Below are 26,709 nucleotides of genomic sequence, written 5' to 3' on the forward strand. Positions count from 1 at the left end.
ACCATTCTGAAAGAGCTCGCGGACAACCCCAATGCGGGTTTCCGGTTTCAGTTTGAGACGGTCTCCTACCTAATCGTCGTAACATTCCTGACGTTTTCCGCCCTCATGTACCTGATGGCCCGGCAGGGCGCCCTGTACCGGTTCCGGGACCATGCCAGGGTGCCGCGCGGCGAGCTTGACCGGCACTTCGCCGAGTACGCCGAGGGCATCACCGTGCTGGTGCCCTCCTACGCCGAAGAACCCCAGGTGGTGCGGGCGACGCTGTGGTCCGCGGCGCTGCAGGAGTTCCCGGACCTCAAAGTGGTGTTGCTGCTCGATGACCCGCCGCATCCCTCTGACCTTGGTGACCGGGTCCGGCTGGACAAGACCCGCGCACTGACCGCGGAGATCGCCGCAGAACTCAGCGTCCCGGCGTCGCGCTTCAATGCTGCCCTGGCCGATTTCCGCAACCGGGAAAAGGCGCACGGGCGCGGCACTGCCGCCGAGGTGGCCCTGCTGATCGCCGAATATGAGGCAGCCGCCGAATGGCTTGAATCGATGGCTGCTGCCGAAACGGTGGAGGACCACGTCGACGAGTTCTTCGTCGACCTCGTCCTGATGGGCCTGGCCCGCGAGCTGAGGCTCGTACTCCTGGGACTGAACGCTGCGCTGGCCCAGCAGACCTCGCCGCCGCGCACCCGGATCGAAGAGCTGTACCTCCGGCTGACCTGGATCTTCAACGTCTCCACCGAAACGTTCGAACGCAAAAAATACGAGAGCCTTTCCCACGAGGCGAACAAGGCAATGAACCTCAATGCCTACATTTCCCTGATGGGCCACACCTGGCAGAAGGAAACCACCGCCGACGGCGTGATCCTGCGCAAGGTGGGCGCCGGCGTCGCCCCGGAACTGGACTGCGAGATCATGGACGTCCGGGACACGACTTACCTGTTGACGCTCGATGCCGACTCGCTGCTTTTGCGCGACTACTGCCTCCGGCTGGTCTACTTCCTGGAATCGGCCGGCAACGAGCGCGTCGCGGTCACCCAGACGCCGTATTCCTCCTTCCGTGGTGCCCCCACCCGCATCGAGCGGGTCGCCGGAGCCACCACCGACCTCCAGCACATCCTCCACCAGGGCATGACCTACTACGGTGCGACGTTCTGGGTGGGCGCCAACGCCGTCATCCGCAAACGCGCCCTGGAGGACATCGTCGAGGTGGAAACCAACGGAGCCTTCGAGATCCGGACGTACATCCAGGACCGAACCGTCATCGAAGATACCGAATCCAGCATCGATCTCGGCCAGCACGGCTGGACCCTGGTGAACTATCCGGAACGGCTCAGCTACAGCGCCACACCCCCGGACTTCGGCTCCCTCGTAGTCCAGCGCAGGCGCTGGGCGAACGGCGGCCTGCTGATCCTGCCCAAGCTGTGGGTCCAGCTCCGCCAACACCGGTCCGAGCGCCGCGCGATCCTGTTCCGGGAGGTGCTGCTGCGGGTGAACTACATGGCCTCCATCGCGTGGGCCAGCTTTGGCCTCGTCTTCCTCCTGGCGTACCCCTATGACAGCCGGCTGCTAAGCCCGATCGTATTCATCGCCGCCCTGCCGTACTTCCTGGCCATGGGCAGCGACCTGCGCGACTGCGGCCACCGCTTCAGCGACATCCTCCGGATCTACGGCTTCAACCTCGTGCTGCTGCCGGTCAACCTGGCGGGCGTGCTGAAATCGCTGCAGCAGGCCGTCACAGGCGACAAGATTCCCTTCGCCCGCACGCCCAAGGTCAAGGACCGCACCGCCGCCCCGGCGATCTACGTCCTGACCCCGTACGCGATCGTCGCCTTCTCGCTGCTGACCGTATGGCGGGACGCGCAAGTGGGGAACTGGGGCAACGTGGCCTTCGCCTCCGTCAACGCCATCCTCGCTGCCGGCGCGATCCGCGCCTACATCGGAGTCTTCAACTCCGCGGTGGATGTCTTCCTCGGGGTGGTTAACTGGCTGTATGTCAGTCCCAGGCCCAAGAAAGTGAAGGAGAGTCCCGTGATTGCCAAGACAGCCGAGGAAGTCGACTGGGAAACGATTCTCTATCACGGCGACCGACGGCTGAACCGTGACCTCCGGGGCTCCGCGGACCGCCGCCGTCGAATTGCGGTCCGATGACTCTCGAGGCCCTGGCCGGGCCCGAGGGGCGGCTGCCGGAGGGCCTGCCGGACACGGCAGCGGCCTCGGCCGGCGTCGTTCTGGGGGCGGCGGCGGTCACCGCGGCCCGGGCGGCCGACGGTGCGCTCGCCGACGGCGGTGCCGCCCGTAGCATCGGGGTGCGGATGATCGACGGCGGAATCATCGAGGTCCTGTTGCCCGCCAACCAGGAGATCGAGGGTCCGGAAGCGCGCATCGCCGGCGACATCGTCCGCACGCTCGCCGCGGGACGGCGGATGCCGGTGCTCCTGGTGATCACCGGCGTCGTCGGTGTCAGCATGGAGGCCCGCCGGGTCTACAGCGGTTCCATAGCGGCGACAGCGTTCGCCCTGGTGGGCGAGAGCCCGGTGGACAGGGTCATTGCCCACTACCTCCTGCGGTCCCGAAGCGAGACGATCCCGGCCCAGTTCTTCACCTCCGAATCCGCGGCCGTTGAGTGGCTAAGGCAGTACACCCGTGAAGAATGAATCACCGGACCCCAGGCTGCACGCCCTCGTGGAAGGCATCGTGCGGATCGCCGGCGGCGATCTGAGCACCCGGATCCCGCATTCGGGAGCCCGCGACGACGTCGCCGCCGTCATCGCCGGCATCAACCTGATGGCCGATGACCTGCAGACCATCTACCAGGAGCTGGAAGAGCGGGTCGAAAGCCGCACGGCAATGCTGCGCGAGGCACAGGTGGAGCTCGAACGCATGGCGCTGACCGACCCACTGACCCAACTCGCCAACCGGACGGCACTGAACTCGGTCCTGAGCCATGCCCTCGCGGAGTCCTCGCGCGGCGAAATGCCGCCGGCCCTCCTGATTCTGGATCTTGATTCCTTCAAGGGCATTAACGACACCCTGGGGCACAGCGCCGGCGACGACGTCCTGCGGGCCATCGCACGCCGGCTCCAGGACGCCGTCCGCGAGACTGACACCGTGGCGCGCCTTGGCGGCGACGAATTCGCCGTCATGCTGCCGAAGTCCAATCTGGTCCGGGCACGCAGGGTGGCGAACAGGATCCTCAAGGCACTCAGTGAGAGCCTCGACGTCGGGGACCTGAAAGTCACCTGCGGAACGAGCATCGGCCTGCGGATCGCGGAACCCGGCCAGTCCGTCGATGACCTGGTCATGGAGGCCGACACGGCCATGTACGCGGCCAAGGCGCAGCAGCACAGCAGCATCAAAGTCTTCGAGCCGGCCCTGCTGTACGCGCGCCGGCTGCAGAGCGTCATGATTACGGAAATGCGCGAAGCCATCCGGCAGGACCAGCTGACCCTGCATTACCAGCCGGTGGTGGACCTCGCGACCGGCAGGATCGAGGGTGTGGAGGCGCTGGTCCGGTGGAACCACCCGGAGCGCGGTCTGCTCATGCCGGACCAGTTCATTCCCCTGGCCGAGGAAACCGGCATGATCGTGGACCTGGGCCACTGGGTGCTGCGCAATGCAGTGCGCCAATTGCGCAAATGGCAGCAGGACTTGCAGGTGGACAGCACCTTTAACGTCCGGGTCAACATTTCCACCACCGAACTGCAAAACCTCGAGCTGATCGAACATGTGCGGGACATCCTCAGGGAGACCGGCGTGGATGCATCAAACCTGATCGTGGAACTGACCGAGTCCATGGCGGTCAACGGCGGCGACGTCGACCAGTATTCGCTCAACGGCCTTCGCCGGCTCGGCGTGCAACTCGAGATCGATGACTTCGGGACCGGCTATTCCTCCATCAGCTACCTGCGCAAGCTGCCGGTGAACGTGGTCAAGATCGACCGAAGCCTGATCAGCGGCCTCGGCGACGACGAGCAACAGCGGGACTTCGTAGCCGCGGTGCTGCACCTCATCCACGCCTGCGGCCTAAAGGCGCTGGCCGAGGGGATCGAGACGGCGGAACAGGCGGAAGTCCTGCGCGAGATGGGCTGCGGCAGCGGGCAGGGCTACTACTTTGGCCGGCCCGCGCCGGCCGGCGAGATCGTGGCGTTGTTTGCGGGGGGTGGAAAGCTCTTGTAGCCCTGGGTTGATGGTTGTTGGGGCGGAGCTGGACGATGGTTAAACAGCGACGGCGGGTGCCGGAATCACTTCCGACACCCGCCGCCTGTCAATGCAGTCTCCGTTACTTCTTGATGGAGTCCGGCCACCAACCGATAGCGGCCACCGAGCTGTGTCCGGAGGTGTCAGCTGCAGCAGAAATCGCTGCGGAGGCGGACATGCCCGCGGTTGCCAGCGCACCGGCGACGAGGAGTGTTGCAAGGGTCTTCTTCATTAGGACTCCTGATACGTAAGAGGCTGATGTGACTCATGTGACTTGTGGTGCAGATTTAGTATAGGGCCAAACGACACGCCGCTGTATAACGATTCGCTCCGCGATCTGCGAAGTCGTGTTATTCGCGCGAAGCTTCGGAAGACCTGAGTCAATATTGCGCAGGTCTTGCTTGCGCGGTTTGTTCGTTTCCGCTCCCCCGGCAACGGATAATTGAGACATGCAACAAAGTTCCGTTTCACCCTCGTACGCCGCTGCAGAGCTGCAGGCGCGCGAGCTCCGGTCCAGCCACGACTTCCGCGAGGCCGCGAACGCCGCGCAGATGGCCGCGGACATTGCCGATGCTGAAGGTGATGCGTCGTCATGGTGGCACATGACGCTGTTCCGGGCCGAGAGCCTCATTGCCGCCGGAGAAATTGAAGCTTGCGCGGAACTTGCCGGCACACTGATTGCGGAACCCCGGGATGGGAACCGGCAGCTTCAGGCGCAGGTGCACATCCTCCTGGCCCTGACTCGCCGGGGCATGGGCCTGCTCGAAGAGGCCGCCGACGAGGCCAGAATTGCAGCGGACCTCATGGTTGACGAGGACGACGTCGAAATTGCAGTCAAGGCCAGGCAGGCCCTCATTGCGGCGCTTGCCGATAGTGGAAGGCTTGACGAAGCGTGGGCGGAAAGCCTCATCATGGCCGACATCATTTCGGGCGAAGTCGATGACCAGTTGGTGGGCAAAGCGTATTGGGTCATTGGGAACGTCGCGTTTCTTTGCAGCAAAGTCGCCGAGGGGCTGCACTATCACGAACTCGCCGCTGGCACCTTTTCACCGGCCAGGAACCTCACCGTTTGGGCAAAGTTCAATAAGGCATCCGCTGCCATGAGGCTCGCCGCTGATGTTGCGGACGCGGACACCCTTCGTTGCATTGAACGCGCGGAATTAGCCACGGATGTCATTGGCGGCACCGAAGAAGATCACATATTGCTCAAGCTGAACCGCGGCCACTGGAACTTCCTGGCGGGGGATCAAAAATCGGCGGTCGACACCCTGGTTGACATTTTCCCGGTCCCCGAAAAGACGTCCCCGCAAATATTGGGCGAGGCGTATCTTCTTCTGGGCCGGTCGCACGCCGCGTTGGGAAACGGGGCCGAAGCCCGGAAGTACCTGATGGGGGCCGCCGACTACTTTGAGAAAGCAGGAGCCTCCCAACGTGCGGAACAGGCCCTTGAATTCCTGACCGAACTGCCCTGACTTAGCACTGAACTGGACATGCTCTCCGCTGGACTTGAGGGATGGACATAATGGCAAGATGCCCACCGGCCGGGCCGAACGCTGGACATGTCCTGTGCTCGGGGCCGGGTGCGAGGGACGACTCCAGCCACCGCAACCAAGAATGGACATGTCCCGTGTCCTATGCCGCGGATCGGGAAACAGCCCTGCCGCCGCGACCAGGAATGGACATGTCCGGTGTCCTAAGCCGGGAATAGAGAACTAGCCCTGCCGCGCGAATCAGGACTGGACATTTCCCGGGGTGGCCGAAGCCGCGGCAGCCTTGCGTCCGAGTAACACGGCGGCGACGCCGGCCACGACGCTCAGCGCCAGAAGGACCCAGCCGGCCACGGTGAGCCCGGAGGCCAGGGCGACCTGACCGCCGTCGAGAGTGTCGGCGGACATCATTTCATCGATCACCGTGCTGCCCCACAGCCGGACCGCAGCAAAGAGCAGCGGCAGCGACCACAGCGCCCAGCGCAGGGATTTCCGGGCCACGTTGGTTCCGATCAGCAGCAGCCAGGTGAAGCCAAAGATCAGCGGGAAGAGCATCCCGGCCGTCTTGTGGACATAGTTCAGCTGGCCCCGGGCATCGGCGTCCATGGCCGCGCGCAAATGCTCCACGAACCCCAGGTCAAAGCCGCCCACCAACGAGTCGGGCATTGCCTGGCCGCCCGACAACTGGGTGAGTTGGTTGAGGGTGAGCAGGTGCAGATACCAGAACAGGAACAGGCTGGCCACGACCCCGGCGATGACAATCAGATTGCTGTTGCTCTGTGCCTTCTGCGGTGTCCGGCTGGCGGTTGGATTGATCACCGGAGGGAGATGGTGCTGGGGGACCGCCGCGTTGGCGCCGTGCTTTTTGATCCGCTGCGCGGGTGTCTTGGCCATGGCTCCATTATCGCCCGTCCTGCACACCCCTCCGCGCCGCCGTCTGCCCTGGTGCCCGCGCCGGCTGTTCACTGCCATCGGGCGCCGATAGTCTGGGACGCGTGACCGAACTAGGAAAACACCGGCTCGGCCGGCACAGCACCGCAGATCTCGACCCCTCACTGGATGACTACCAACTGGCCGAGGCCCTGGTCCGCGAGGCCGGCACCCTGGCGCTGTTGATGCGGCAGGCCGGGCTTGAAGGCAGGCAGAAGACGTCGGTCTCGGACGTGGTCACGGCCGCCGACCACGCCGCCGAATCCTACGTGCTGGAACAGCTTCGGCGCTGCCGCCCCGATGACGCCGTCCTGGGCGAGGAGGGCGCCTCTGTGGCGGGCAGCAGCGGCCGGACCTGGGTCATTGACCCCGTCGACGGGACCTTCAACTTCCTGCATGGATCCACGTACTGGTGCTCGGCCATTGCCCTGAAGGATTCCTCCGGTGCAGGGCTCGGCGCCATCTTCCAGCCGGAGGAGGACAAACTCTGGCTGGGCGGGACGTCCCGTGCGGCGACGCTCAATGGCGAAAAACTGGTCACCTTCCTGCCCGGCGCGTCCGGTGGCACCGGACGTTCCGACACGCCGCTGGCTGATCTCGGCGCGGCAACCTACATCCACCCGACGTGGCTTGCCGATCCGATGTGTGCCATGCCCTGGCACGCGGCAGCGACGTCGGCGGCCGCGCTGCGCATGTTCGGGTCCGGCTCCTGCGACCTCGGCCGGGTCGCGGACGGAGAGCTCGGCTGCTGGTTCCAGCACAGCTGCCCCGAGTGGGACTGGCTGCCCGGGAAGGCGATCGTGGAGGCGGCCGGCGGCGCGACCGACGTCGTGCGCGTCAACGGACTCGACTGGTTCATCGCGGGAGGCACGACGGCGGTCCAGCAGCTGCGCGCCGCGCTCAGCTCCGGGGGCGTCGGCTAGCTTCCCGCCTGCCGGACCTCCCCGCGGGACATGCTCATTTTTCGCGGCGGGGTCCGGGGGACATGCTCAGTTTTCGCTGTCAGGAGCGGGTACAAAGGGAGTATGTCCAGTGGGCACAGGTGGCGGAGGACATGTCCGTTGGGCAGAGCTGTGTCCGTAGCGCATGCTCATTTTTCAGAACAACCTCGGCGGTCTTCAGAACAACCCGGGTCTTCCCCGGGACAGCCTCCGCGGGGCATGCTCATTCTTCGAGGTCAGGACTGGGCGCAGGGGGATTATGTCCACTGGGCGCGGGCAGGGGAGGGCATGTCCCGACGGGCGGACACGGCTGTCAGCGCCACCGCCTAGACTTAGATACACCATGGATATGTTGTTTGACCCTTACGCCGACGGACCCTTCCAAGCTGCCTCCAAGGCGGCGGCAGGCACTAAATCGCGCTCCGGGTCCGGCCTGGCGGGCCTGGATTCCGGACCGGATTCCGCCCCGCACGGCGGAAGCCCGCACGGCGGCAGCGCGCACGGCGACGGCCCTGACGGCGGCTGGGACCGCCCGCAGCTTCCGAACGCCGGCGAACTCCTGGAGGGGCTCAACCCCGAGCAGGAAGAAGCGGTCAAGCACGCCGGCAGCGCCCTGCTGATTGTCGCCGGCGCCGGGTCGGGCAAGACCCGCGTGCTCAGCAACCGGATCGCCTACCTGATCGCCACGAGGCGGGCGCACCACGGCGAGATCCTGGCCATCACCTTCACCAACAAGGCCGCGGCCGAAATGCGGGAGCGGATCGAGGCGCTGGTCGGCGGCCGGGCCAAGACCATGTGGATCTCCACCTTCCACTCCTCCTGCGTCCGGATCCTGCGCCGCGAGGCCAAGAACGTCGGGCTCAACTCCAACTTCTCGATCTACGACTCCGCCGACTCGCTGCGCCTGATCACCCTGGTCGCCAAGAACCTGGACCTTGACCCCAAGCGCTTCGCGCCCAAGGCCATCCAGCACAAGATCTCCGCGCTCAAGAACGAGCTGATCGACGCCGACAGCTACTCCTCCAGCGCAAACTACAACGATCCCTTCGAGCAGGCCGTCGCCGAGGTCTTCAAGGGCTACACCCAGCGCCTGCGCCAGGCCAACGCCATGGACTTCGATGACCTGATCGCCGAGACCGTCTACATGTTCCGGGCCTTCCCGGCGCTCGCCGACTCCTACCGGCGCCGCTTCCGGCACGTCCTCGTAGACGAATACCAGGACACCAACCACGCCCAGTACGCCCTGGTGCGCGAGATCGTCGGCGAGGGCCCCGACGCGGCCGAGCTCACCGTCGTCGGCGATTCAGACCAGTCCATCTACGCCTTCCGCGGCGCGGACATCCGCAACATCGTGGAGTTCGAGAAGGACTACCCGGACGCCCGCACCATCAAGCTCGAGCAGAACTACCGCTCCACCCAGACCATCCTCAGCGCCGCCAACTCGGTGATCTCCCGCAACCCCAACCGGCCGGAGAAACGGCTCTGGACGGCCGAGGGCGACGGCGAGAAGATCGTCGGCTACGTTGGCGAGAACGAACACGACGAGGCCCAGTTCATCGCCAAGGAAATTGACCGGCTCCAGGACGAGGGCAACCTGCGCCCCGGCGACGTCGCCATTTTCTACCGCACCAACGCCCAGTCCCGCTCGATCGAGGACGTCCTGGTCCGCGTGGGCCTGCCCTACAAGGTGGTCGGCGGCACCCGCTTCTACGAGCGCAAGGAGATCAAGGACGCCCTCGCCTACCTGCGCGTCCTGGTCAACCCGGACGACGACGTCAACCTCCGCCGCATCCTCAACGAACCCAAGCGCGGGATCGGTGACCGAGCCGAGGGTGCCGTCGCCGCCCTGGCAGAGCGTGAGCGCACGTCCTTCATGGCCGCCGCGCGGCGCGCCGATGAAGCCCCGGGCATGGCGACGCGCTCGGTCAACGCCGTGCTGGGCTTCGTGAAACTCCTCGACGACCTCTCCGAGGTCGCTTCCGGCTCCGGCGCGGCCGCGGCTCTCGAAGCCGTGCTCGAACAAACGGGCTACCTTGCCGGGCTGCGTTCCAGCACCGATCCGCAGGACGAGTCCAGGGTGGAGAACCTCGCCGAACTGGTCGCCGTCGTCCGGGAATACGAACGCGACAACCCCGAAGGCTCGCTCGGAGCCTTCCTGGAGCAGGTCTCCCTCGTGGCCGACGCCGACCAGATCCCGGACGCCCCCGGCGGTGACGCCGAAAACCTGGCGGCCGCCGTCGCCGAAGCCAAGCGGCTCGGCGTCGTGACCCTGATGACGCTGCACACCGCGAAGGGCCTGGAATTCCCGGTGGTGTTCCTTACCGGCATGGAGCACGGGCTGTTCCCGCACCAGCGCTCCGCCACCGATCCCAAGGAACTGGCCGAGGAACGCCGGCTGGCCTACGTGGGGCTGACCCGTGCCCGCAAGCGTCTCTACCTGACCAGGTCCGAGGTCCGCAGCATGTGGGGCCAGAGCCAGTACAACCCTGCGAGCCAGTTCATCGAGGAGATCCCCGCCGAGCTCATCGAATGGAAGCGCGAAGGCGCCAGCCGCCAGAGCGGAGGCTGGGGGAGCGGTGCCGGGATCGGGTCCAGCCGCTACGGCGGATCGTTCTGGGGTGCCGGGACAGCCCGCGGCGCCGCGGCCAGCCCGTCCGCCGGCTTCAACGCCGACGTTCCCGCCGCGGTGGCCAAGAACAGGGTCCAGCCGCAGAAGGAAGTCGTCGCCGTCAGCGTGGGGGACAAGGTCAACCACACCAGCTTCGGCAACGGCACCGTCCTGGCGGTGGAGGGCGCCGGGGACAAGACGGTCGCCAAGGTCAAGTTCGACATCGGCGAGAAGCGGCTGCTGCTGCGCTACGCGCCGCTGACCAAGCTGGACGCCTAACTGACCGCGTAGCTGGACGTTTGGCTGAAGACCCAACGGGAGTCCGGAGACCGGTCCGCCAGCACCCCGTGCAGCCGGATGCACGGGCGTTCGCCGTACATTACGAACGCGGGTCTGGCACGCCCGCGCCGGCCTTCGGAGCGCCGTCGGACACCCCAAAAACCCCGTAATCTAGCGGTTTTTCTACGCTCCATAGAATAGTGTCCTTACTCACATAACCGGTACTCTGGAACGGGCTGGTCCGATCGAAGGACTAGAGTTCCCAAAGGAGCATTGCGCCGTGTGGCTCGTTTCCAAGCTTGTCGCAGGGTGCGTTTATTCCGCAGCCCGGTAACCGCGAGAACGTGGGGTCCGGCTGTACAGAAACTACTTCGACGTAGAAGGACACTAAACCGTGGACCTGTTTGAATATCAGGCGCGCGATATGTTCGAGGCGCACGGTGTACCCGTGCTTGCTGGCATCGTGGCGCACACCCCTGAAGAAGCAAAGGCAGCTGCCGAAAAAATCGGCGGCGTAACTGTCGTAAAGGCGCAGGTCAAGGCCGGAGGCCGCGGCAAGGCCGGCGGCGTCAAGGTCGCGAAGACCGCTGACGAAGCGTTTGAACACTCCACCAACATCCTCGGGATGGACATCAAGGGCCACACCGTGCACCGGGTGATGATCGCCCAGGGTGCAGACATCGCCGAGGAATACTACTTCTCCGTCCTTCTGGACCGGGCCAACCGCAACTACCTGGCCATGTGCTCGGTTGAAGGCGGCATGGAAATCGAGCAGCTCGCCGTTGAGCGCCCCGAGGCCCTGGCCAAGATCTCGATCGACCCGGCCGTGGGCATCGACCAGGCCAAGGCCGACGAAATCGTCGCCGCGGCAGGCTTCGCCGAGGAACTGCGTGGCAAGGTCGCCAGCGTAATCCTGAAGCTCTGGGACGTTTTCAAGAAGGAAGACGCCACTCTTGTGGAGGTCAACCCGCTGGTCCTGACCGGCGCCGGCGACATCGTTGCCCTTGACGGCAAGGTCTCCCTCGACGAGAACGCCGACTTCCGCCACCCCAAGCACGCCCACCTTGAAGACAAAGACGCTGCTGACCCGCTCGAGGCCAAGGCCAAGGCGCAGGACCTCAACTACGTCAAGCTGGACGGCGAAGTCGGCATCATCGGTAACGGTGCCGGCCTGGTCATGTCCACCCTCGACGTCGTTGCTTACGCCGGCGAGAACCACGGCAACGTCAAGCCCGCGAACTTCCTGGACATCGGCGGTGGAGCTTCCGCCGAGGTCATGGCAGCAGGCCTCGACGTCATCCTGGGCGACCCGCAGGTCAAGTCCGTCTTCGTCAACGTCTTCGGCGGCATCACCGCCTGTGACGCCGTCGCCAAGGGCATCGTCGGTGCACTGGCCGAGCTGGGCCACTCCGCGAACAAGCCGCTGGTAGTCCGCCTCGACGGCAACAACGTTGAGGAAGGCCGCCGCATCCTGGCCGAGGCCAACCACCCGCTGGTTACCCTGGCCGCCACCATGGACGAGGGCGCCGACAAGGCTGCCGAGCTCGCCAACGCAGCGAAGTAGAGGGACTCGACTATGTCTATTTATTTGAACAAGGACTCCAAGGTCATCGTCCAGGGCATCACCGGCGGCGAAGGCACCAAGCACACCGCCCTGATGCTCAAGGCCGGCACCAACGTTGTGGGCGGCGTCAACGCCCGCAAGGCCGGCACCACGGTCCTGCACGGCGACGCCGAGATCACCGTCTTCGGCACCGTCAAGGAAGCCATGGCCGAGACCGGCGCTGACGTTTCCATCGTCTTCGTGCCGCCGGCCTTCACCAAGGACGCCGTCGTTGAAGCCATCGAGGCCGGCATCGGCCTCGTCGTTGTCATCACCGAAGGCGTGCCGGTCCAGGACTCCGCCGAGTTCTGGGCGCTGGCCCAGTCCAAGGTGGACGCCAACGGCAAGCAGGTCACCCGCATCATCGGACCGAACTGCCCCGGCATCATCACCCCGGGTGAGGCCCTCGTCGGCATCACCCCGGCCAACATCACGGGCAAGGGCCCCATCGGCCTCGTCTCCAAGTCGGGCACCCTGACTTACCAGATGATGTACGAGCTGCGCGACCTCGGCTTCTCCACCGCCATCGGCATCGGCGGCGACCCGGTCATCGGCACCACCCACATCGATGCCCTCGAAGCCTTCGAGGCTGACCCGGAGACCAAGGCGATCGTCATGATCGGCGAAATCGGTGGCGACGCCGAAGAGCGTGCGGCCGACTACATCAAGGCCCACGTCACGAAGCCGGTTGTTGGCTATGTGGCCGGCTTCACCGCTCCGGAGGGCAAGACCATGGGCCACGCAGGCGCCATCGTCTCGGGTTCCGCGGGCACCGCCCAGGCCAAGAAGGAAGCCCTCGAGGCTGCCGGCGTCAAGGTCGGCAAGACGCCGTCCGAGACTGCCAAGCTCCTGCGCGAGGTTTTCGCGACCCTCTAGGTCCGAAGCGCCACGGCAAATAAGCGCCACTGCAATACAGCAACGCGGGGTCACTTACGGCCCATTCCACTCGGTGGGATGGGCGCGGAGTGACCCCGCGTTGTTTCTTTAGGTACGTCGGCGGCAGGCCATCTTCCCCGGGAGGTGACCTGCCGCCGTCGTACTCTTTAAGACCCGGAGGTCCTAGACCTTGGCCCCGCTGAGGACTTCCTCGAGCTGTTCGTAGGCTTCGGTCATGCCGCCCTCCATTCCGGACTGCGCCATGCCGTCGCGGGCCTCCATGCTGGGGTAGACCGCGTGGCCGCGGAGCCGCGAACGGCCGCCGCCCAGGTCCTCGAAGGTCAGGGACTCAATGCTCACCACGTCCGGGTAGCCATCGAATTCGAAGGTCTGGATGGCGAAATCATTCTCGCGGACAGTGTGGAAGACACCGGTGAAACCATAGGCGCTGCCGTCCGGCGCGGTGTGGGTGTAGCGGTAGCTGCCGCCGGTCCTGAAGTCGTAGTGGTCAACAGCCATAGTCAGCCGCCGCGGTCCAAGCCATTGGGCGACGAGCTCGGGATCCTTATGCGCCCGGAACACCTCGGACACCGGAAAATCGAATTCACGCTCGAAATCGATGAACGGCAGACCCTCGGGGACGGTCAATTTCAGTGCGTTGCTCATGATGCATCCTTTGCCTGTGTGCCGCTCTGGGCGGCGCGGATTTCAAGCACGGCGTCAAGGCTGCGGAACTGCCCCTCGCGGACCAGCCGGTACTGGTCGATCCAGGCGGTGAGCGCTTCCAGCCGTGCAGGGTTCAGGTGCACGGGCCGGCGCTGGGCGTCACGGGTGCGCGTGACAAGTTGCGCCTGCTCGAGGACCTGGATGTGTTTCGAGACCGCCTGCTTGGTGATCGCGAAGGGCTCCGCCAGTTCATTGACGGTGGCCGGGCCCCGGCTGAGCCGGGCAATGATGCGGCGGCGGACCGGATCGGCGAGGGCCAGGAAGGCCGCGTCGAGCTCGCTGTCGTCGCTGGAATCCACTTGGTGTCCCACCTCCCGTCCCGACCATAGATAATCAACCGCATTGTTGATCAATCTTTAGGTTGTTAACGCTATCCCGGGGCTCCGGCCTGCGCAATACCCCAACGCGGGGTCACTTAGCGCCCATTCCGCACCCGAGGATGGGCGCTAAGTGACCCCGCGTTGCTGTGTGCTGTCACGGAATCCTTGCGCAGCTCCAAATTACTTTGTTAGTATGTCAGGACAAACCAACGAAGGAGATGCGAGTGCCTCTCGTACGAATTGACGTCAACCAGGGCCGCGGCGCGGAGCAGCTCCGCGGGCTCAGCCAGGGCATCCACAACGCGATCGTGGCCGAATTTGGCATTCCAGAGCGGGACTACTTCCACGTGCTGACCGAGCATCCCGAGGGGCAAATTGTCGCCCAGGATGCCGGGCTCGGCTTCGAGCGGACGCCGGACGTGGTGATGATCCAGATCTTCACCCAGGCCGGGCGAAGCCAGTCCGCCAAGCAGTCCCTGTTTGCCGCCATTGCGGACAGGCTGGCCGCCGCGGGGGTCGCCGGCGAGGACGTTTTCATCGGATATGTCGAGAACACCGCGGGGGACTGGTCGTTCGGTTTCGGGCAGGCCCAGTACGTCACCGGCGAACTCGGCGTTCCCGCCAGGTAAACACCCGGGTATTTCCGGCGCCTGCCCCGCCGCCGCGGCGCCGCGCGGGGCATCATTTGAAGTCCCCGTGTCATGTTGTAAATATGTCAGTACAAACCTTTGACAGTACATGGATTCTAAGGCAAAGTAGTGGTTGTGGCCCGGCTCACGCCAGGCCCCAAAGCACTGAATAAGCACCGCAGAAACGCCGAAGCTCAGGCTGCGCAAAGGTATCGAGTCCACACCAGAAAGGTCCACGATGACCGTGACCCACGAACTGCTCACGATCGGGCGCATCAGTGTTGATATCTACCCGAACGACATCGGGGTGGATCTGGAGGATGTCACGTCCTTCGGAAAGTACCTTGGCGGATCCCCATCCAACGTAGCGGTCGCCGCTGCCCGCCATGGCCGCCGCACCGCCGTCATCACCCGCACCGGCGACGACGCCTTCGGCAAGTACCTGCACCGCGAACTGCGCAAATTCAACGTGGACGACTCCTTCGTCACGGCGGTCAAGGAATGGCCCACCGCCGTCACGTTCTGCGCCATCAAGCCGCCGGAGGACTTCCCGCTCTACTTCTATGGACGCGTCCCCACGGCACCAGACCTGCAGATCAAGGCCGAGGAACTGGACCTGGACGCCATCAGGGACGCCGGGATCTTCTGGTCCACCGTCACCGGACTCTGCCAGGAGCCCAGCCGCACCGCCCAGCTCACGGCCCACGAGGCACGGCCCCGCACCGGGCTCAAGGAAGGCCAGTTCACCATCCTGGACCTCGACTACCGGCCGATGTTCTGGGCCTCCGAGGAGGAAGCCCGGGAACAGGTCGCCAGGATCCTGCCGCACGTCACCGTCGCGATCGGCAACGACAAGGAATGCGCCGTCGCCGTCGGGGAGGGCACCCCGGACGAACAGGCGGACCGGCTGCTCGCGGCCGGCGTCGAAATCGCCGTAGTGAAGCTGGGCCCTGAAGGGGTCATGGCCAAGACCCGCACCGAGCGTGTGGTCTCTGCCCCGGTGCCCGTGGAAACTGTCAACGGCCTCGGTGCCGGCGACTCCTTCGGCGGGGCCTTCTGCCACGGCCTGCTCTCCGGCTGGCCCCTGGCCCAGGTCCTCGATTTCGCCAACGCCGCCGGCGCCCTCGTCGCCTCCCGCCTGTCCTGCGCCGACGCGATGCCGACGCCGGACGAAGTCACCGGCCTGCTCGCCGAACGCGGCCGGCTGCTGTCGGGTACCTACGCCACCGAAGGAGCAGCACTGTGAGTGCAAACCCAGCCGTCGCCACCCGTGGGGTGAACGATGATCCCCGCCGCTACGAGCACCTGAGCATTATCCGGCTCGAAGACCCGGAAGCGATTGCCCGCGCCGCCAAGGCCCGGCGCCGCCACCCCGGCGTCAGGGCCCACCGGCAGAACTTCATCGTCGCCGCCGACCACCCGGCCCGCGGCGCGCTCGCCGTCGGAAACGATCCGGTGGCCATGGCCGACCGCCGCCAGCTCCTGGACCGCCTGCAGATCGCCCTGGCCAACCCGGACGTGGACGGTGTCCTCGCCTCGCCGGACATCATGGACGATCTGCTCCTGCTCGGCGCGCTCGAGGGCAAGCTGCTCTTCGGCTCGATGAACCGTGGCGGACTGTCCGGCCTGGTGAACGAATTCGATGACCGCTTTACCGGCCACACCGCGGCCGCGCTCGAGGCCCTGGGCGCCGACGGCGGCAAGATGCTGACCCGCATCTGCCTCGGCGACCCGGACACTGTCGCCACCCTCGAAGCGACCGCGAGGGCCATCGACTCCCTCGCCGAACGCAGGCTGATCGCCATGGTGGAACCGTTCCTCTCCGTCCGCGAAAACGGGAAGGTCCGCAACGACCTCTCCACCAATGCCGTCATCAAGTCAGTCGCCATCGCCGAAGGCCTTGGCGCGAGCAGCGCCTACACCTGGATGAAGCTCCCCGTGGTGGCCGAGATGGAACGCGTCATGGCCTCCACCACGATGCCCACCGTGCTCCTTGGCGGAGACCCGGACGCTGGCCAGGACGAGGTGTTCGCCAGCTGGCAGACTGCCCTCGCATTGCCCGGCGTTCAGGGCCTCACCGTCGGCCGGACCCTGCTCTACCCGCAGGACGGCGACGTCGCCGGCGCCGTGGCAACCGCGGCCTCGCTGCTGCACCACACCGAATCCACCCGCACCAAAGAAGTATCGGAGTAGCTTCCCATGGGAATGAGCACGGCATCAGGAACACGCAGAATGACGGTCGCGCAGGCCGTCGTTGAATACCTGTCCAAGCAGTACACCGTCGATTCGGTCGGCGGCCAGGACTTCCGGGAACGCCTGATTCCGGGCACGTTCGGCATCTTCGGCCACGGCAATGTCGCCGGCGTCGGCCAGGCCCTCAAGCAGTACCAGCAGCTCGATCCGGCGATCATGCCGTACTACCAGGGCCGCAACGAACAGGCCCAGTCCCACCAGGCGGTCGGCTTCGCCCGCCACACCCGCCGCCGCCAGACCTTCGCGATCAGCACCTCGATCGGTCCGGGCTCCTCGAACCTGCTCACCGGCGCGGCGCTGGCCACCACCAACCGGCTGCCGGTCCTGCTGCTGCCGAGTGACACGTTCGCGACCCGCGCCGCCGACCCCGTGCTGCAACAGCTCGAACAGCCCTACGCCTACGACATCACCGTCAATGACGCATTCCGGCCGCTGTCGAAGTTTTTTGACCGCGTCTCCCGGCCAGAGCAGCTGTTTTCCGCGTTCCACCACGGACTCCGTGTCCTCACCGACCCGGCCGAGACCGGCGCCGTCACCATCTCGCTGCCCCAGGACGTCCAGGCCGAGGCCTTCGACGTGCCCGAGGAATTCCTGGCCGAGCGCGAATGGCGGATCCGCCGCCCGGACGCCGACGACGAGGACATCCGCCGCGCCGCCGAGGCGATCCGCGCCGCCAAGCGCCCGCTGATCATCGCCGGCGGCGGCGTGCTCTACGCCTACGCCAACGAGGAACTCGCGAAGTTCGCCGAGCTGACCGGCATCCCGGTCGGCAACACCCAGGCCGGCGTCGGCGTGCTGCCCTGGGACCACAAGTTCTCCCTCGGGGCCATCGGCTCCACCGGCACGACGGCGGCCAACGCCATCGCCGCCGAGGCCGACCTCATCATTGGGATCGGTACCCGCTACGAGGACTTCACCACCGCCTCCCGGACCGCGTTCCAGAACCCGGACGTGAAATTCCTCAACATCAACGTCGCCGCCCTCGACGCCTACAAGCACGGCACCTCACTGCCGATCGTGGCCGATGCCCGCAAGGCCCTGGTCAAGCTGAACCAGGCCCTCGGCGGCTACCGCATCGGCGCGGACCTCGAGCAGCGGATCGCGGCCGAGAAGAAACGCTGGGACGCCACCGTGGACGAGGCATTCGACACGCGGTTCACGCCGCTGCCGGCGCAGAACGAGATCATCGGCGCCACGAACCGCGCGATGGACGCCCAGGACGTCGTCATCTGCGCCGCCGGCTCACTCCCCGGTGACCTGCACAAGATGTGGCGCGTCCGGGACCCGTTCGGCTACCACGTCGAATACGCCTACTCCTGCATGGGCTACGAGATCCCGGGCGGCCTTGGGGTCAAGCGCGCCACCCTGGCCGAAGCCGCCAAGGGCGGCACGCAGCGCGACGTCGTCGTCATGGTGGGGGACGGCTCCTATCTGATGATGCACACCGAACTCGTCACCGCCGTCGCCGAGCGGATCAAGCTGATCGTGGTCCTGATCCAGAACCACGGCTACGCCTCGATCGGTTCGCTTTCCGAGTCCCTCGGCTCCCAGCGCTTCGGCACCCAGTACCGGGCGCTGGATGAGGAACACCACAGCTTCGACGACGGCGACCGGCTCCCGGTCGACCTGGCCCTGAACGCCGAAAGCCTCGGCGTGAAGGTGATCCGGATCGAACCGGGGGAGAAGGTCATCGCCGAGCTCGAGCAGGCCATCCGGGACGCCAAAGCAGCCCCCGAACGCGGCGGCCCGATCGTCATCCACGTTGAATCCGACCCGCTGCTGGATGCCCCCAGCTCCGAGTCATGGTGGGACGTTCCGGTCTCCCAGGTCTCCGAGCTCGACTCCACGAAGCAGGCCTTCCAGACCTACACCGACCACAAGGCCCGCCAGCGCAAGCTGCTCGGCTGACCCTCTTCATCACCACGAACAGCCACAGACCAAGGAAGTCCACCACTATGTCAACGACGACCGTCACCACCATCAGCCACTTCATCAACGGCGCCGAAACCGCCGGTGAGGGCACCCGCACCCAGCCCGTCTACAACCCGGCCACCGGCGCCGTCTCCGCGGAGCTGCGGCTGGCCAACCGGGAAGACCTGGACACCACCGTCGCCGCCGCCCGCGCTGCCGCCGATTCCTGGGGCGACATCTCCCTGGCCAAGCGCACCGCGGTGCTGTTCAAGTTCCGCGAACTCGTCGCCTCCCACGTGGACGAGCTCGCCGAACTGATCACCGCCGAACACGGCAAGGTCCTCTCCGACGCCAAGGGCGAGATCGGCCGCGGACTCGAGGTCATCGAGTTCGCCTGCGGCATCCCGCAGCTGCTCAAGGGCGACTACTCGGACCAGGTCTCCACCGGCATCGACGTCTTCTCCTTCCGCGAACCGCTCGGCGTCGTCGCCGGCATCACCCCGTTCAACTTCCCGGTCATGGTCCCGCTGTGGATGGCCCCGATGGCGATCGCCACCGGCAACGCCTTCATCCTCAAGCCCTCCGAGCGCGACCCCTCCGCCTCGATGCTGCTCGCCAAGCTGTGGAAGCAGGCCGGGCTGCCCGACGGCGTCTTCCAGGTCCTGCACGGCGACAAGGAAACGGTCGACGGCCTCCTGACCCACCCGGACGTGGACGGCATCTCCTTCGTCGGTTCCACCCCGATCGCGAAGTACGTCCACGAGACCGCCACCGCCCACGGCAAGCGCGTCCAGGCCCTGGGCGGGGCGAAGAACCACGCGATCATCCTGCCCGACGCCGACCTCGACAACGCTGCCGACCACCTGGCCGCCGCCGCCTTCGGCTCCGCCGGGGAACGTTGCATGGCCATCTCGGTCGCCGTCGCCGTCGGCGAAGCCGCCGACCTGCTGGTCAAGAAGGTCGAGGAGCGCGCCCTGGCCGTCAAGGTCAACAACGGCACCGTGCCCGACGCCGAAATGGGCCCGGTCATCACGCCGGCGTCCAAGGAACGCATCGTGAAGATCGTCACCGAAGCCGAAACCGCCGGCGCCGCGATGGTGGTGGACGGCCGCGACCTCGTGGTCCCCGGCCACGAAGACGGGTTCTGGGTCGGCCCGACCGTCCTGGACCACGTCACGGCCGGGATGACCGCCTACACCGAGGAAATCTTCGGCCCCGTCCTGGTCGTGGTCCGGGTGGAGGACCTCGACGCCGGCATCGCCCTGATCAACTCCAACCCCTACGGCAACGGCACCGCGATCTTCACCTCTTCCGGCGCCGCGGCCCGGAAGTTCCAGCGCTCCGTCACCGTGGGCATGATCGGCATCAACGTGCCGCTGCCCGTGCCGGTGGCGTACCACTCCTTCGGCGGCTGGAAGGCCTCGCTGTTCGGCGACAAGCACATCTACGGCCCCGAAGGCGTCTCCTTCTACACCCGCGGCAAGGTGGTCACCTCGCGCTGGCCCGAACCGACGCACGCCTCCGGCGCCTCCTACAACTTCCCGTCTAACTGACGCCTCGACTAACCACGATCGACTGCTCCGCAACCGCCGATTTGAGCGTCCAAAACGGCACCTGCGGAGCACTCGATGAGAAGGAATGGAAATGACAGAGAACAAGCTGATCATCGGCACCGCGCCGGACTCCTGGGGCGTCTGGTTCCCGGATGACCCCCAGCAGACCCCGTGGGAACGCTTCCTCGACGAGGTCGCCGAATCCGGCTACAAGTGGATCGAACTTGGCCCCTATGGCTACCTCCCCACCGATCCGGCCCGTCTCGCCGAAGAGCTCAAGCAGCGCGACCTCAAGATCTCAGCCGGCACCGTGTTCACCGCATTCCACCGCGGGGCCCATCAGTACGACGAAGCCTGGGAGCCGGCCCGCAAGGTCGCCGAACTCACGGCAGCCATGGGAGGCGAACACATCGTGGTCATTCCCGCGATGTGGCGCGACGACGTCACCGGCGAGGCCGTCGAGAGCGGCACGCTCACCGAGAAGGCGTGGAGCGACCTGTTCTCCGGCCACAACCGCATGGGCAAGACCCTCTTGGAGGATTTCGGCCTGAAGCAGCAGTTCCACTCGCACGCCGACTCCCACGTCGGCGCGCAGGAGGACATCGAAACCCTGCTCGCGGCCACGGACCCGAAGTACCTCAACCTCTGCCTGGATACCGGCCACGCCGAATACTGCGGGGCCTCCAGCCTCGACCTGATCAAGAACTATCCGGACCGGATCGGCTACCTGCACCTCAAGCAGATCAACCCGGACATCCTCAAAAAGGTCAACGAGGAAAACATGACGTGGGCCGCCGCCAACCTGGCCGGCGTGATGACCGAGCCGCCGAACGGGCTGCCGGACCTGCGCGCCGTCATCGAAGCCGTGGAGGCGCTCAACCGGCCGATCTTTGGCATTGTGGAACAGGACATGTATCCCGTGGCCTTCGACGTCCCGATGCCGATCGCCAAGCGCACCCGGAACTACCTGCTCTCCTGCGGCTCCCGCACCGCCGTCAACTAGAACTGAGGACAAGATCATGACCAAGACCCTCCGCGTAGCTGTCATCGGCGCCGGCCGTATGGGCGCAGACCATATCCAGCGGCTCAACACCCGCATCCACGGCGCCGAAGTTGCCGCCGTCGTCGACGTCGACCTCGCCCGTGCCCAGGCCGCCATCGAAGGCATCCCCGGCGCCGTCGCCCTCGCCGACGCCGAGGAGGCCCTCAACAACGGCGACGTCAACGCCGTCCTGATCGCCACCCCCGGCTTCCTGCACGAGGACATCCTGCTCAAGGCAATCGCCAAGGACATCCCGATCCTCTGCGAGAAGCCGCTCACCCCGGATGCCGAATCCTCCTGGAAGATTGTCGAAGCCGAACAGGAGCTGGGCCACAAGCGCATCCAGGTCGGCTTCATGCGCCGCTTCGACGCCGAATACGCCGCCCTCGGCAAAATCATCCGCGACTCCGAACTCGGTGAGCTGCTCATGCTGCACCACCAGCACCGGAACCCCACCACCCCGGCGGGCTTCACCAACGAGATGCTGATCAACGACTCCGTGGTCCACGAATTCGACGCCATCCGCTACTTCACCGGCGAGGAAATCACCTCGGTCCAGGTCCGTCTCGGCAAGGCCACACGGAACGCCCCGGCCGGTCAGCACGACCCGCAGCACGTGCTGATCGAGACCGAGTCCGGTGTCCTGGCCGACGTCGAGATCTACGTCAACGCGAAGTTCGGCTACGAGGTGGCCACCCAGGCCGCCTTCGAGGACGGCATCGTCAGCATCGGCGGCGACAAAGGCCCGTACACCCGCAGCAACGGCCGCTGGGGCGGCCACGTCACCCCCGGCTTCGAGGAACGCTTCGGGGCGGCGTACGACGCCGAAATCCAGTCCTGGGTGGACGCCGCCCTGCGCGATGAGATCGGCGGCCCCACCGCCTGGGACGGCTACGCCACGGCCGCCTGCTGCGAGGCCGGCGTCGAGGCGCAGAAGAACGGCGAAAAGGTCGCCGTGAAGCTCAACGCCAAGCCCGCCCTGTACCGCTAAAACCCCGCCGGCCGGCGCCTTCTACTGCAAAGAACGCGCCGGCCGGCCGCACGCCCGCCAGATCCACAATGGAGTGTTCACCGTGAAAATCGCCCTAGATCCCACGCCGTTCCACCACAGCCACGGACTCCTTGAGTTCCCGCGCGTGGTGGCCGACCTCGGCTACAAGTACATGCAGATGACCCCGCACGCCGATTTCATCCCCTTCTTCAACCACCCGAAGGCCGACGACGAGCTCGTGGGCAAGCTGAAGGCGGCCTGCAAGGACGCGGGAATCGAAATCGCGTCGGTGCTGCCCGTGCTGCGCTGGTCCGGCCCGGACGAGGACGCACGCGAGGCGGCCGTCCGCTACTGGAAACGCGCCATCCAGATCACCGTGGACCTGGGCGTTGGCACCATGAACACCGAATTCAGCGGCCGGCCGGAGAAGGCCGAAGAATCCGAGCGGGCCTTCTACCGCTCCATGGAGGAGCTGCTCCCCATCATCGAGCGGGAGGGGATCGACCTGCTGATCGATCCGCACCCGGACGACTTCGTCGAGGAGGGCCTGGCCGCGATCCGCGTGATCCGCGGGCTGAACTCGAAGAATGTTGGCCTGGTCTACGTGGCCTCGCACAGCTTCCACATGAGGAACGCACCGCTGGAGATCATGCGGGCCGCGGGCGACAAGCTGCGCCTGGTCCACGTGGCCGACACGATGGACCACCACGCCTCACACGGCCTGCGCTACATCACCAACCCGCCCGGCAACCCCGTCCGCGTGCACCAGCACCTGAAAATCGGCGACGGCGACGTCAACTGGGACGAGTTCTTCGGCGGCCTGCAGGAGATCGGCTTCCTGGACCGTGAAGATACGGTGATGGTCTCCAGCGTCTTCGCCGAGGACGACAACGCCGCGGACGTCTCCCGGTACCAGCTGGAGACCATGAAACAGCGCGTCGCGAAGGCGAGCCTATGACGGCGCCCGTCGCCGAGGTGACACGGCCCGTCAACCACAAACGGGCCCTCCGGACCGCGACGATCGTCTCCACTTTCGGCGGACTGCTCTTCGGCTACGACACCGGCGTGATCAACGGCGCTTTGCCGTACATGCAGGTGGACCTGGGCCTCACGCCACTGACCGAAGGGCTCGTGACCTCCTCGCTGCTGTTCGGGGCGGCCTTTGGCGCCCTCTTCGGCGGGCGCCTGGCGGACCGCCACGGCCGGCGCAAAATGATCATGGTGCTGGCCGTGGTGTTCCTCGCCGGCACCCTTGCGTGTACCTTCGCGCCGAACACGGAGGTGATGATCCTGGCACGCCTGATCCTCGGCCTGGCCGTGGGCGGGGCTTCGGTGACGGTGCCGGTGTACCTGGCCGAGGTCTCACCGAGTGCCCGGCGCGGACGAATTGTCACCCAAAACGAGCTGATGATCGTCACGGGCCAGCTGCTGGCCTTCATGTTCAACGCCTACCTCGGCAACAGCTTCGGCGAGGCCGGCGGGATCTGGCGCTGGATGCTGGTCATCGCAACCCTGCCGGCGATCGCGCTCTGGGTCGGCATGAACTTCATGCCCGAAAGCCCGCGCTGGCTGGCATCGATGGGCAGCTTCGGCGAAACCCTCAGTGTGCTGCAGCGGATCCGCTCCCAGTCCGAGGCCAGGGCTGAATTTGAAGAAGTCAAGGCCATGGCCGTGGAGGACTACAAGGCCAAGATGGGCTCCTGGAAGGACCTCAGTGTTCCGTGGCTCCGGCACATCTTCGTGGTGGGGATCGGGCTCGCGGTCATCCAGCAGATCACGGGCGTCAACTCGATCATGTACTACGGCACGCAGATCCTCGCCGAGTCCGGATTCGGCCGCGAAGCGGCCCTCACGGCCAACATCGCCAACGGGGTCATCTCCGTTCTCGCCACGTTTCTGGGCATCTGGCTGCTGGGCAAAGTGGGACGGCGGAGGATGCTCATCACTGGCCAGCTCGGCACCACGACGGCGCTGTTCCTGATCGGCGTCTTCTCTCTCATCCTCCCCGAGGGCCCCGCCCGGGGCTTCGTCATCCTGGCCCTGACCGTGACATTCCTGGCCTTCCAGCAAGGTGCAATCTCACCGGTCACCTGGCTGATGCTCTCAGAGATCTTCCCGCTGAAGATCCGCGGCCTGGGCATGGGCGCCTCGGCCTTCGTGCTGTGGATCGTGAACTTCCTTGTTGGCTTCGGCTTCCCGCAGCTCCTCGCCGCGATCGGACTGTCCAGCACCTTCTTCGTCTTCGCTGTGCTCGGCGTCGGGGCCATCGCCTTTGCCGCGAAGTACATTCCGGAGACCAAGGACAAGAGCCTGGAGGACCTGGAACACTTCTTCAAACAGGCGGCCGCCAGGGAACCGGTCACCGTCTAGCCGCAGTCAAGAAAGCCCTGCACGCACAAGCCCCGCCCGGGATTCGTCCCCGGCGGGGCTTTCTGCGTACTTTCTGCGTACTCGCGCGAGGCGGTTGCCGCGCTAGGCCGCGGCGTGCAGCCGGGGGAGGGCGTCGACCAGCGGCGCCAGTTCGGGGACCTCCTGGGCCTCGGCCAGCGCCCGCTCCAGCGTGGCGTCGTGGACCGGCCGGCTCTGCTCGAGCAGGGCGATGCCGCTGGGGGTGAGCTCGGTGTAAATTCCGCGGCGGTCATCCGCACACAGGATCCGGGTCAGCAGCCCGCGGTCCTCGAGCCGGTTGACCAGGCGCGTGGTGGCACTCGCGCTCAACGCCGTGGCACGGGCCAGCTGCTGCATCCGCATGTGCCAGCCGTCCTGCCGGCTCAGCGCGTCCAGCACGGTGTACTCCACGACCGAGAGCTGCGCCTCGGCCTGCAAGGACCGCTCCAGCTCGGCCTCGATCAGCCCGTGCAGGGCCGCCAGGGTCCGCCAGCCTTGCGCCCGGACCTCGACGGCGTCGTCCTTGATGCCCATCACGTGTTTCCCTTCAACTCGCGTGCCCGGCGGGGTGGTGACGGGCACATCAAATAATAGTTGCTTGCGCGCTGTATCTGCTTGTGCAAGAATAAATAACGCGTCTGCAACTACTAGCTTACGCGCCATACCCCATCCCGTACAGCTTTGTAAGGAGCACCTCCATGCCTGTTGGCCTGATAGCCCTCGCCCTCGGCGGGTTCGGCATCGGACTCACCGAGTTCGTCATCATGGGCCTGCTGCCGCAAGTGGCCGCAGACTTCCACGTCACCGAGGCGACCGCGGGCTGGCTCATCTCCGGCTACGCGCTCGCCGTCGTGGTCGGGGCGCTTGGCCTCACCGCGGCCGTGACGCGCTTCGAACGCAAGCCCGTGCTGGCCGTGCTGATGGTGCTGTTTATCGCCGGCAACCTCGTCTCGGCGCTCGCGCCGGATTACTCGGTAATGATGATCGGCCGCATCATTGCCGCCCTCGCACATGGCGCGTTCTTCGGCATCGGCGCCGTCGTGGCCGCGAGCATGGTGGCGCCCACTAAAAAGGCGGGTGCGATCGCGATCATGTTCACCGGCCTGACGGCTGCGAATGTGCTCGGTGTCCCGTTCGGCACCATGCTGGGCCAGGCCGCGGGCTGGCGCTCCACGTTCTGGGCGATCACCGTGATCGGTGTCCTCGCCCTGGCCGGCATCCTCGCCCTGGTGCCCAGAACAGGTTCGGGAGATTCAGCCCCTGGTTCTGCCTCCGGCGGTCTGCGCGGCGAGCTCCGTGCCTTCCGGTCCGGACAGGTCTGGCTCTCCATCCTCGTCACCATCCTTGGGTACGGCGGCATGTTCGGCGCCTTCACCTACATCGCCTTCACCCTCACCGAGGTCACCGGCTTCTCCGCCACCACGGTCCCATGGCTGCTGATCCTCTTTGGCGTCGGGCTCTTCATCGGCAACACCGTGGGCGGCAAGGCGGCCGACAAGAATGTGGACCGCACCCTGCTGGTAGTGCTCGCCATTCTGGTGGTGGTGCTCGTGGTTTTCGCCCTGACCGCCGGCAACCAGCCGTTGACCATCGCCTCCATGGTGTTGCTGGGCGGCTTCGGCTTCGCCACGGTTCCTGGGCTGCAGATGCGCGTCATGAAATACGCCAGCAGCGCTCCCACCCTGGCCTCCGGCGCCAACATCGGCGCATTCAACGTCGGCAATGCCCTGGGCGCCTGGCTGGGCGGCGTCACCATCACCGCCGGCCTCGGCTACACCTCGCCCATCTGGGCCGGCGCCGGGATCACCCTGTTGGGCCTGGCAGTGATGGCGTTCGCCGCGGCTCACGCAAAGAAGCACGACGCCGACCTGCCGGGAACCGGCGGATCAACCGTGCCCGCCGTTGCAGCGGCGGAAACCAGCACAGACCTTCCGGTCACCGAGGCTGCAGCCGTTGCCCGCTGACCGCTCGAACACAACAGACC

The 26,709-nt window shown here is 66.0% G+C and carries 23 protein-coding genes; 18 read left to right on the top strand and 5 right to left on the bottom strand.

The annotated features are described in order from the left end of the window. Positions 1–105: 105 nt before the first annotated feature. The 3 genes from AC1DBX_RS12270 to AC1DBX_RS12280 are packed head-to-tail and all read left to right on the top strand — an operon-like array spanning position 106 to position 4,167. Positions 106–2,139 (top strand): glycosyltransferase family 2 protein, encoded by a 2,034-nt coding sequence (locus AC1DBX_RS12270; RefSeq protein WP_476860156.1) that lies wholly within the window; start codon positions 106–108, stop codon positions 2,137–2,139. After that, positions 2,136–2,645: a DUF7793 family protein gene (locus AC1DBX_RS12275; RefSeq protein ID WP_476931853.1), complete on the top strand. Its 510-nt coding sequence runs from the start codon at positions 2,136–2,138 to the stop codon at positions 2,643–2,645. Before AC1DBX_RS12270 ends, AC1DBX_RS12275 begins: the two co-directional genes overlap by 4 nt. Continuing rightward, positions 2,635–4,167, top strand: coding sequence for a putative bifunctional diguanylate cyclase/phosphodiesterase (locus AC1DBX_RS12280; RefSeq protein WP_476860158.1), 1,533 nt, complete (start codon positions 2,635–2,637; stop codon positions 4,165–4,167). Before AC1DBX_RS12275 ends, AC1DBX_RS12280 begins: the two co-directional genes overlap by 11 nt. A 103-nt stretch (positions 4,168–4,270) precedes the next feature. On the opposite strand, the gene AC1DBX_RS12285 is transcribed toward AC1DBX_RS12280, so the two are convergent. Next, entirely contained in the window at positions 4,271–4,420 is a 150-nt protein-coding gene (locus AC1DBX_RS12285) for a hypothetical protein (protein WP_476887448.1), read from the bottom strand. 319 nt (positions 4,421–4,739) lie between these two features. On the opposite strand from AC1DBX_RS12285, the gene AC1DBX_RS12290 reads away from it, so the two are divergent. Beyond that, complete coding sequence (locus AC1DBX_RS12290) at positions 4,740–5,660, top strand: hypothetical protein (RefSeq protein ID WP_476931854.1); 921 nt, start codon at positions 4,740–4,742, stop codon at positions 5,658–5,660. Between the two features lie 258 nt (positions 5,661–5,918). Here AC1DBX_RS12290 and AC1DBX_RS12295 read toward each other — a convergent pair whose 3' ends face one another. After that, positions 5,919–6,569, bottom strand: a complete 651-nt coding sequence (locus tag AC1DBX_RS12295; protein WP_476931855.1) for a hypothetical protein — start codon at positions 6,567–6,569, stop codon at positions 5,919–5,921. Positions 6,570–6,670: 101 nt separating this feature from the next. On the opposite strand from AC1DBX_RS12295, the gene AC1DBX_RS12300 reads away from it, so the two are divergent. From AC1DBX_RS12300 to sucD, 4 genes are all read left to right on the top strand, one after another. Then, on the top strand, positions 6,671–7,528 hold the full coding sequence (locus AC1DBX_RS12300; RefSeq protein WP_476857096.1) for an inositol monophosphatase family protein: 858 nt from the start codon (positions 6,671–6,673) through the stop codon (positions 7,526–7,528). Between the two features lie 361 nt (positions 7,529–7,889). Then, the gene (pcrA, locus tag AC1DBX_RS12305; RefSeq protein ID WP_476931856.1) at positions 7,890–10,433 is read left to right on the top strand and encodes a DNA helicase PcrA; all 2,544 of its coding nucleotides are present in this window, start codon (positions 7,890–7,892) and stop codon (positions 10,431–10,433) included. A gap of 394 nt (positions 10,434–10,827) precedes the next feature. Then, complete coding sequence (gene sucC / locus AC1DBX_RS12310; RefSeq protein ID WP_018776032.1) at positions 10,828–11,997, top strand: ADP-forming succinate--CoA ligase subunit beta; 1,170 nt, start codon at positions 10,828–10,830, stop codon at positions 11,995–11,997. Between the two features lie 12 nt (positions 11,998–12,009). Further along, a complete protein-coding gene (gene sucD / locus AC1DBX_RS12315) occupies positions 12,010–12,912 on the top strand; it encodes a succinate--CoA ligase subunit alpha (protein WP_028275595.1) in 903 nt (300 codons plus the stop codon). A 183-nt stretch (positions 12,913–13,095) separates the two neighbouring features. On the opposite strand, the gene AC1DBX_RS12320 is transcribed toward sucD, so the two are convergent. Both AC1DBX_RS12320 and AC1DBX_RS12325 read right to left on the bottom strand, forming a co-directional pair. Continuing rightward, entirely contained in the window at positions 13,096–13,578 is a 483-nt protein-coding gene (locus AC1DBX_RS12320) for an SRPBCC family protein (protein ID WP_476873499.1), read from the bottom strand. Beyond that, a complete protein-coding gene (locus AC1DBX_RS12325; RefSeq protein WP_223914265.1) occupies positions 13,575–13,937 on the bottom strand; it encodes an ArsR/SmtB family transcription factor in 363 nt (120 codons plus the stop codon). Before AC1DBX_RS12325 ends, AC1DBX_RS12320 begins: the two co-directional genes overlap by 4 nt. A gap of 245 nt (positions 13,938–14,182) precedes the next feature. Here AC1DBX_RS12325 and AC1DBX_RS12330 point away from each other — a divergent pair, with 245 nt between their 5' ends. The 9 genes from AC1DBX_RS12330 (at position 14,183) to AC1DBX_RS12370 (ending at position 24,707) form a co-directional block, all read left to right on the top strand. After that, entirely contained in the window at positions 14,183–14,587 is a 405-nt protein-coding gene (locus AC1DBX_RS12330) for a tautomerase family protein (protein ID WP_223914264.1), read from the top strand. A gap of 244 nt (positions 14,588–14,831) precedes the next feature. After that, positions 14,832–15,833: a 5-dehydro-2-deoxygluconokinase gene (iolC, locus tag AC1DBX_RS12335; protein ID WP_476931892.1), complete on the top strand. Its 1,002-nt coding sequence runs from the start codon at positions 14,832–14,834 to the stop codon at positions 15,831–15,833. Further along, positions 15,830–16,780, top strand: coding sequence for a Cgl0159 family (beta/alpha)8-fold protein (locus AC1DBX_RS12340; RefSeq protein WP_223914262.1), 951 nt, complete (start codon positions 15,830–15,832; stop codon positions 16,778–16,780). The genes iolC and AC1DBX_RS12340 overlap by 4 nt, the downstream gene beginning before the upstream one ends. A gap of 39 nt (positions 16,781–16,819) precedes the next feature. Further along, positions 16,820–18,748, top strand: coding sequence for a 3D-(3,5/4)-trihydroxycyclohexane-1,2-dione acylhydrolase (decyclizing) (gene iolD / locus AC1DBX_RS12345; protein WP_476931857.1), 1,929 nt, complete (start codon positions 16,820–16,822; stop codon positions 18,746–18,748). 47 nt (positions 18,749–18,795) lie between these two features. After that, positions 18,796–20,304 (top strand): CoA-acylating methylmalonate-semialdehyde dehydrogenase, encoded by a 1,509-nt coding sequence (locus AC1DBX_RS12350; protein WP_476851294.1) that lies wholly within the window; start codon positions 18,796–18,798, stop codon positions 20,302–20,304. Between the two features lie 91 nt (positions 20,305–20,395). After that, positions 20,396–21,307: a sugar phosphate isomerase/epimerase family protein gene (locus AC1DBX_RS12355; protein WP_230010006.1), complete on the top strand. Its 912-nt coding sequence runs from the start codon at positions 20,396–20,398 to the stop codon at positions 21,305–21,307. A gap of 16 nt (positions 21,308–21,323) precedes the next feature. Next, on the top strand, positions 21,324–22,337 hold the full coding sequence (locus AC1DBX_RS12360; protein ID WP_476931858.1) for a Gfo/Idh/MocA family protein: 1,014 nt from the start codon (positions 21,324–21,326) through the stop codon (positions 22,335–22,337). Positions 22,338–22,419: 82 nt separating this feature from the next. After that, a complete protein-coding gene (locus tag AC1DBX_RS12365) occupies positions 22,420–23,295 on the top strand; it encodes a sugar phosphate isomerase/epimerase family protein (RefSeq protein WP_476931859.1) in 876 nt (291 codons plus the stop codon). After that, a complete protein-coding gene (locus AC1DBX_RS12370) occupies positions 23,292–24,707 on the top strand; it encodes a sugar porter family MFS transporter (protein WP_476931860.1) in 1,416 nt (471 codons plus the stop codon). The genes AC1DBX_RS12365 and AC1DBX_RS12370 overlap by 4 nt, the downstream gene beginning before the upstream one ends. A gap of 102 nt (positions 24,708–24,809) precedes the next feature. Here the strand turns inward: AC1DBX_RS12370 and AC1DBX_RS12375 are convergent, their stop codons facing one another. Next, complete coding sequence (locus AC1DBX_RS12375) at positions 24,810–25,259, bottom strand: MarR family winged helix-turn-helix transcriptional regulator (RefSeq protein ID WP_223915289.1); 450 nt, start codon at positions 25,257–25,259, stop codon at positions 24,810–24,812. Between the two features lie 164 nt (positions 25,260–25,423). On the opposite strand from AC1DBX_RS12375, the gene AC1DBX_RS12380 reads away from it, so the two are divergent. Further along, positions 25,424–26,689: an MFS transporter gene (locus tag AC1DBX_RS12380; protein ID WP_476872068.1), complete on the top strand. Its 1,266-nt coding sequence runs from the start codon at positions 25,424–25,426 to the stop codon at positions 26,687–26,689. The last annotated feature ends 20 nt before the right edge of the window (positions 26,690–26,709 follow it).

This window comes from Arthrobacter sp. 10N44_2 (genome assembly GCF_056394385.1).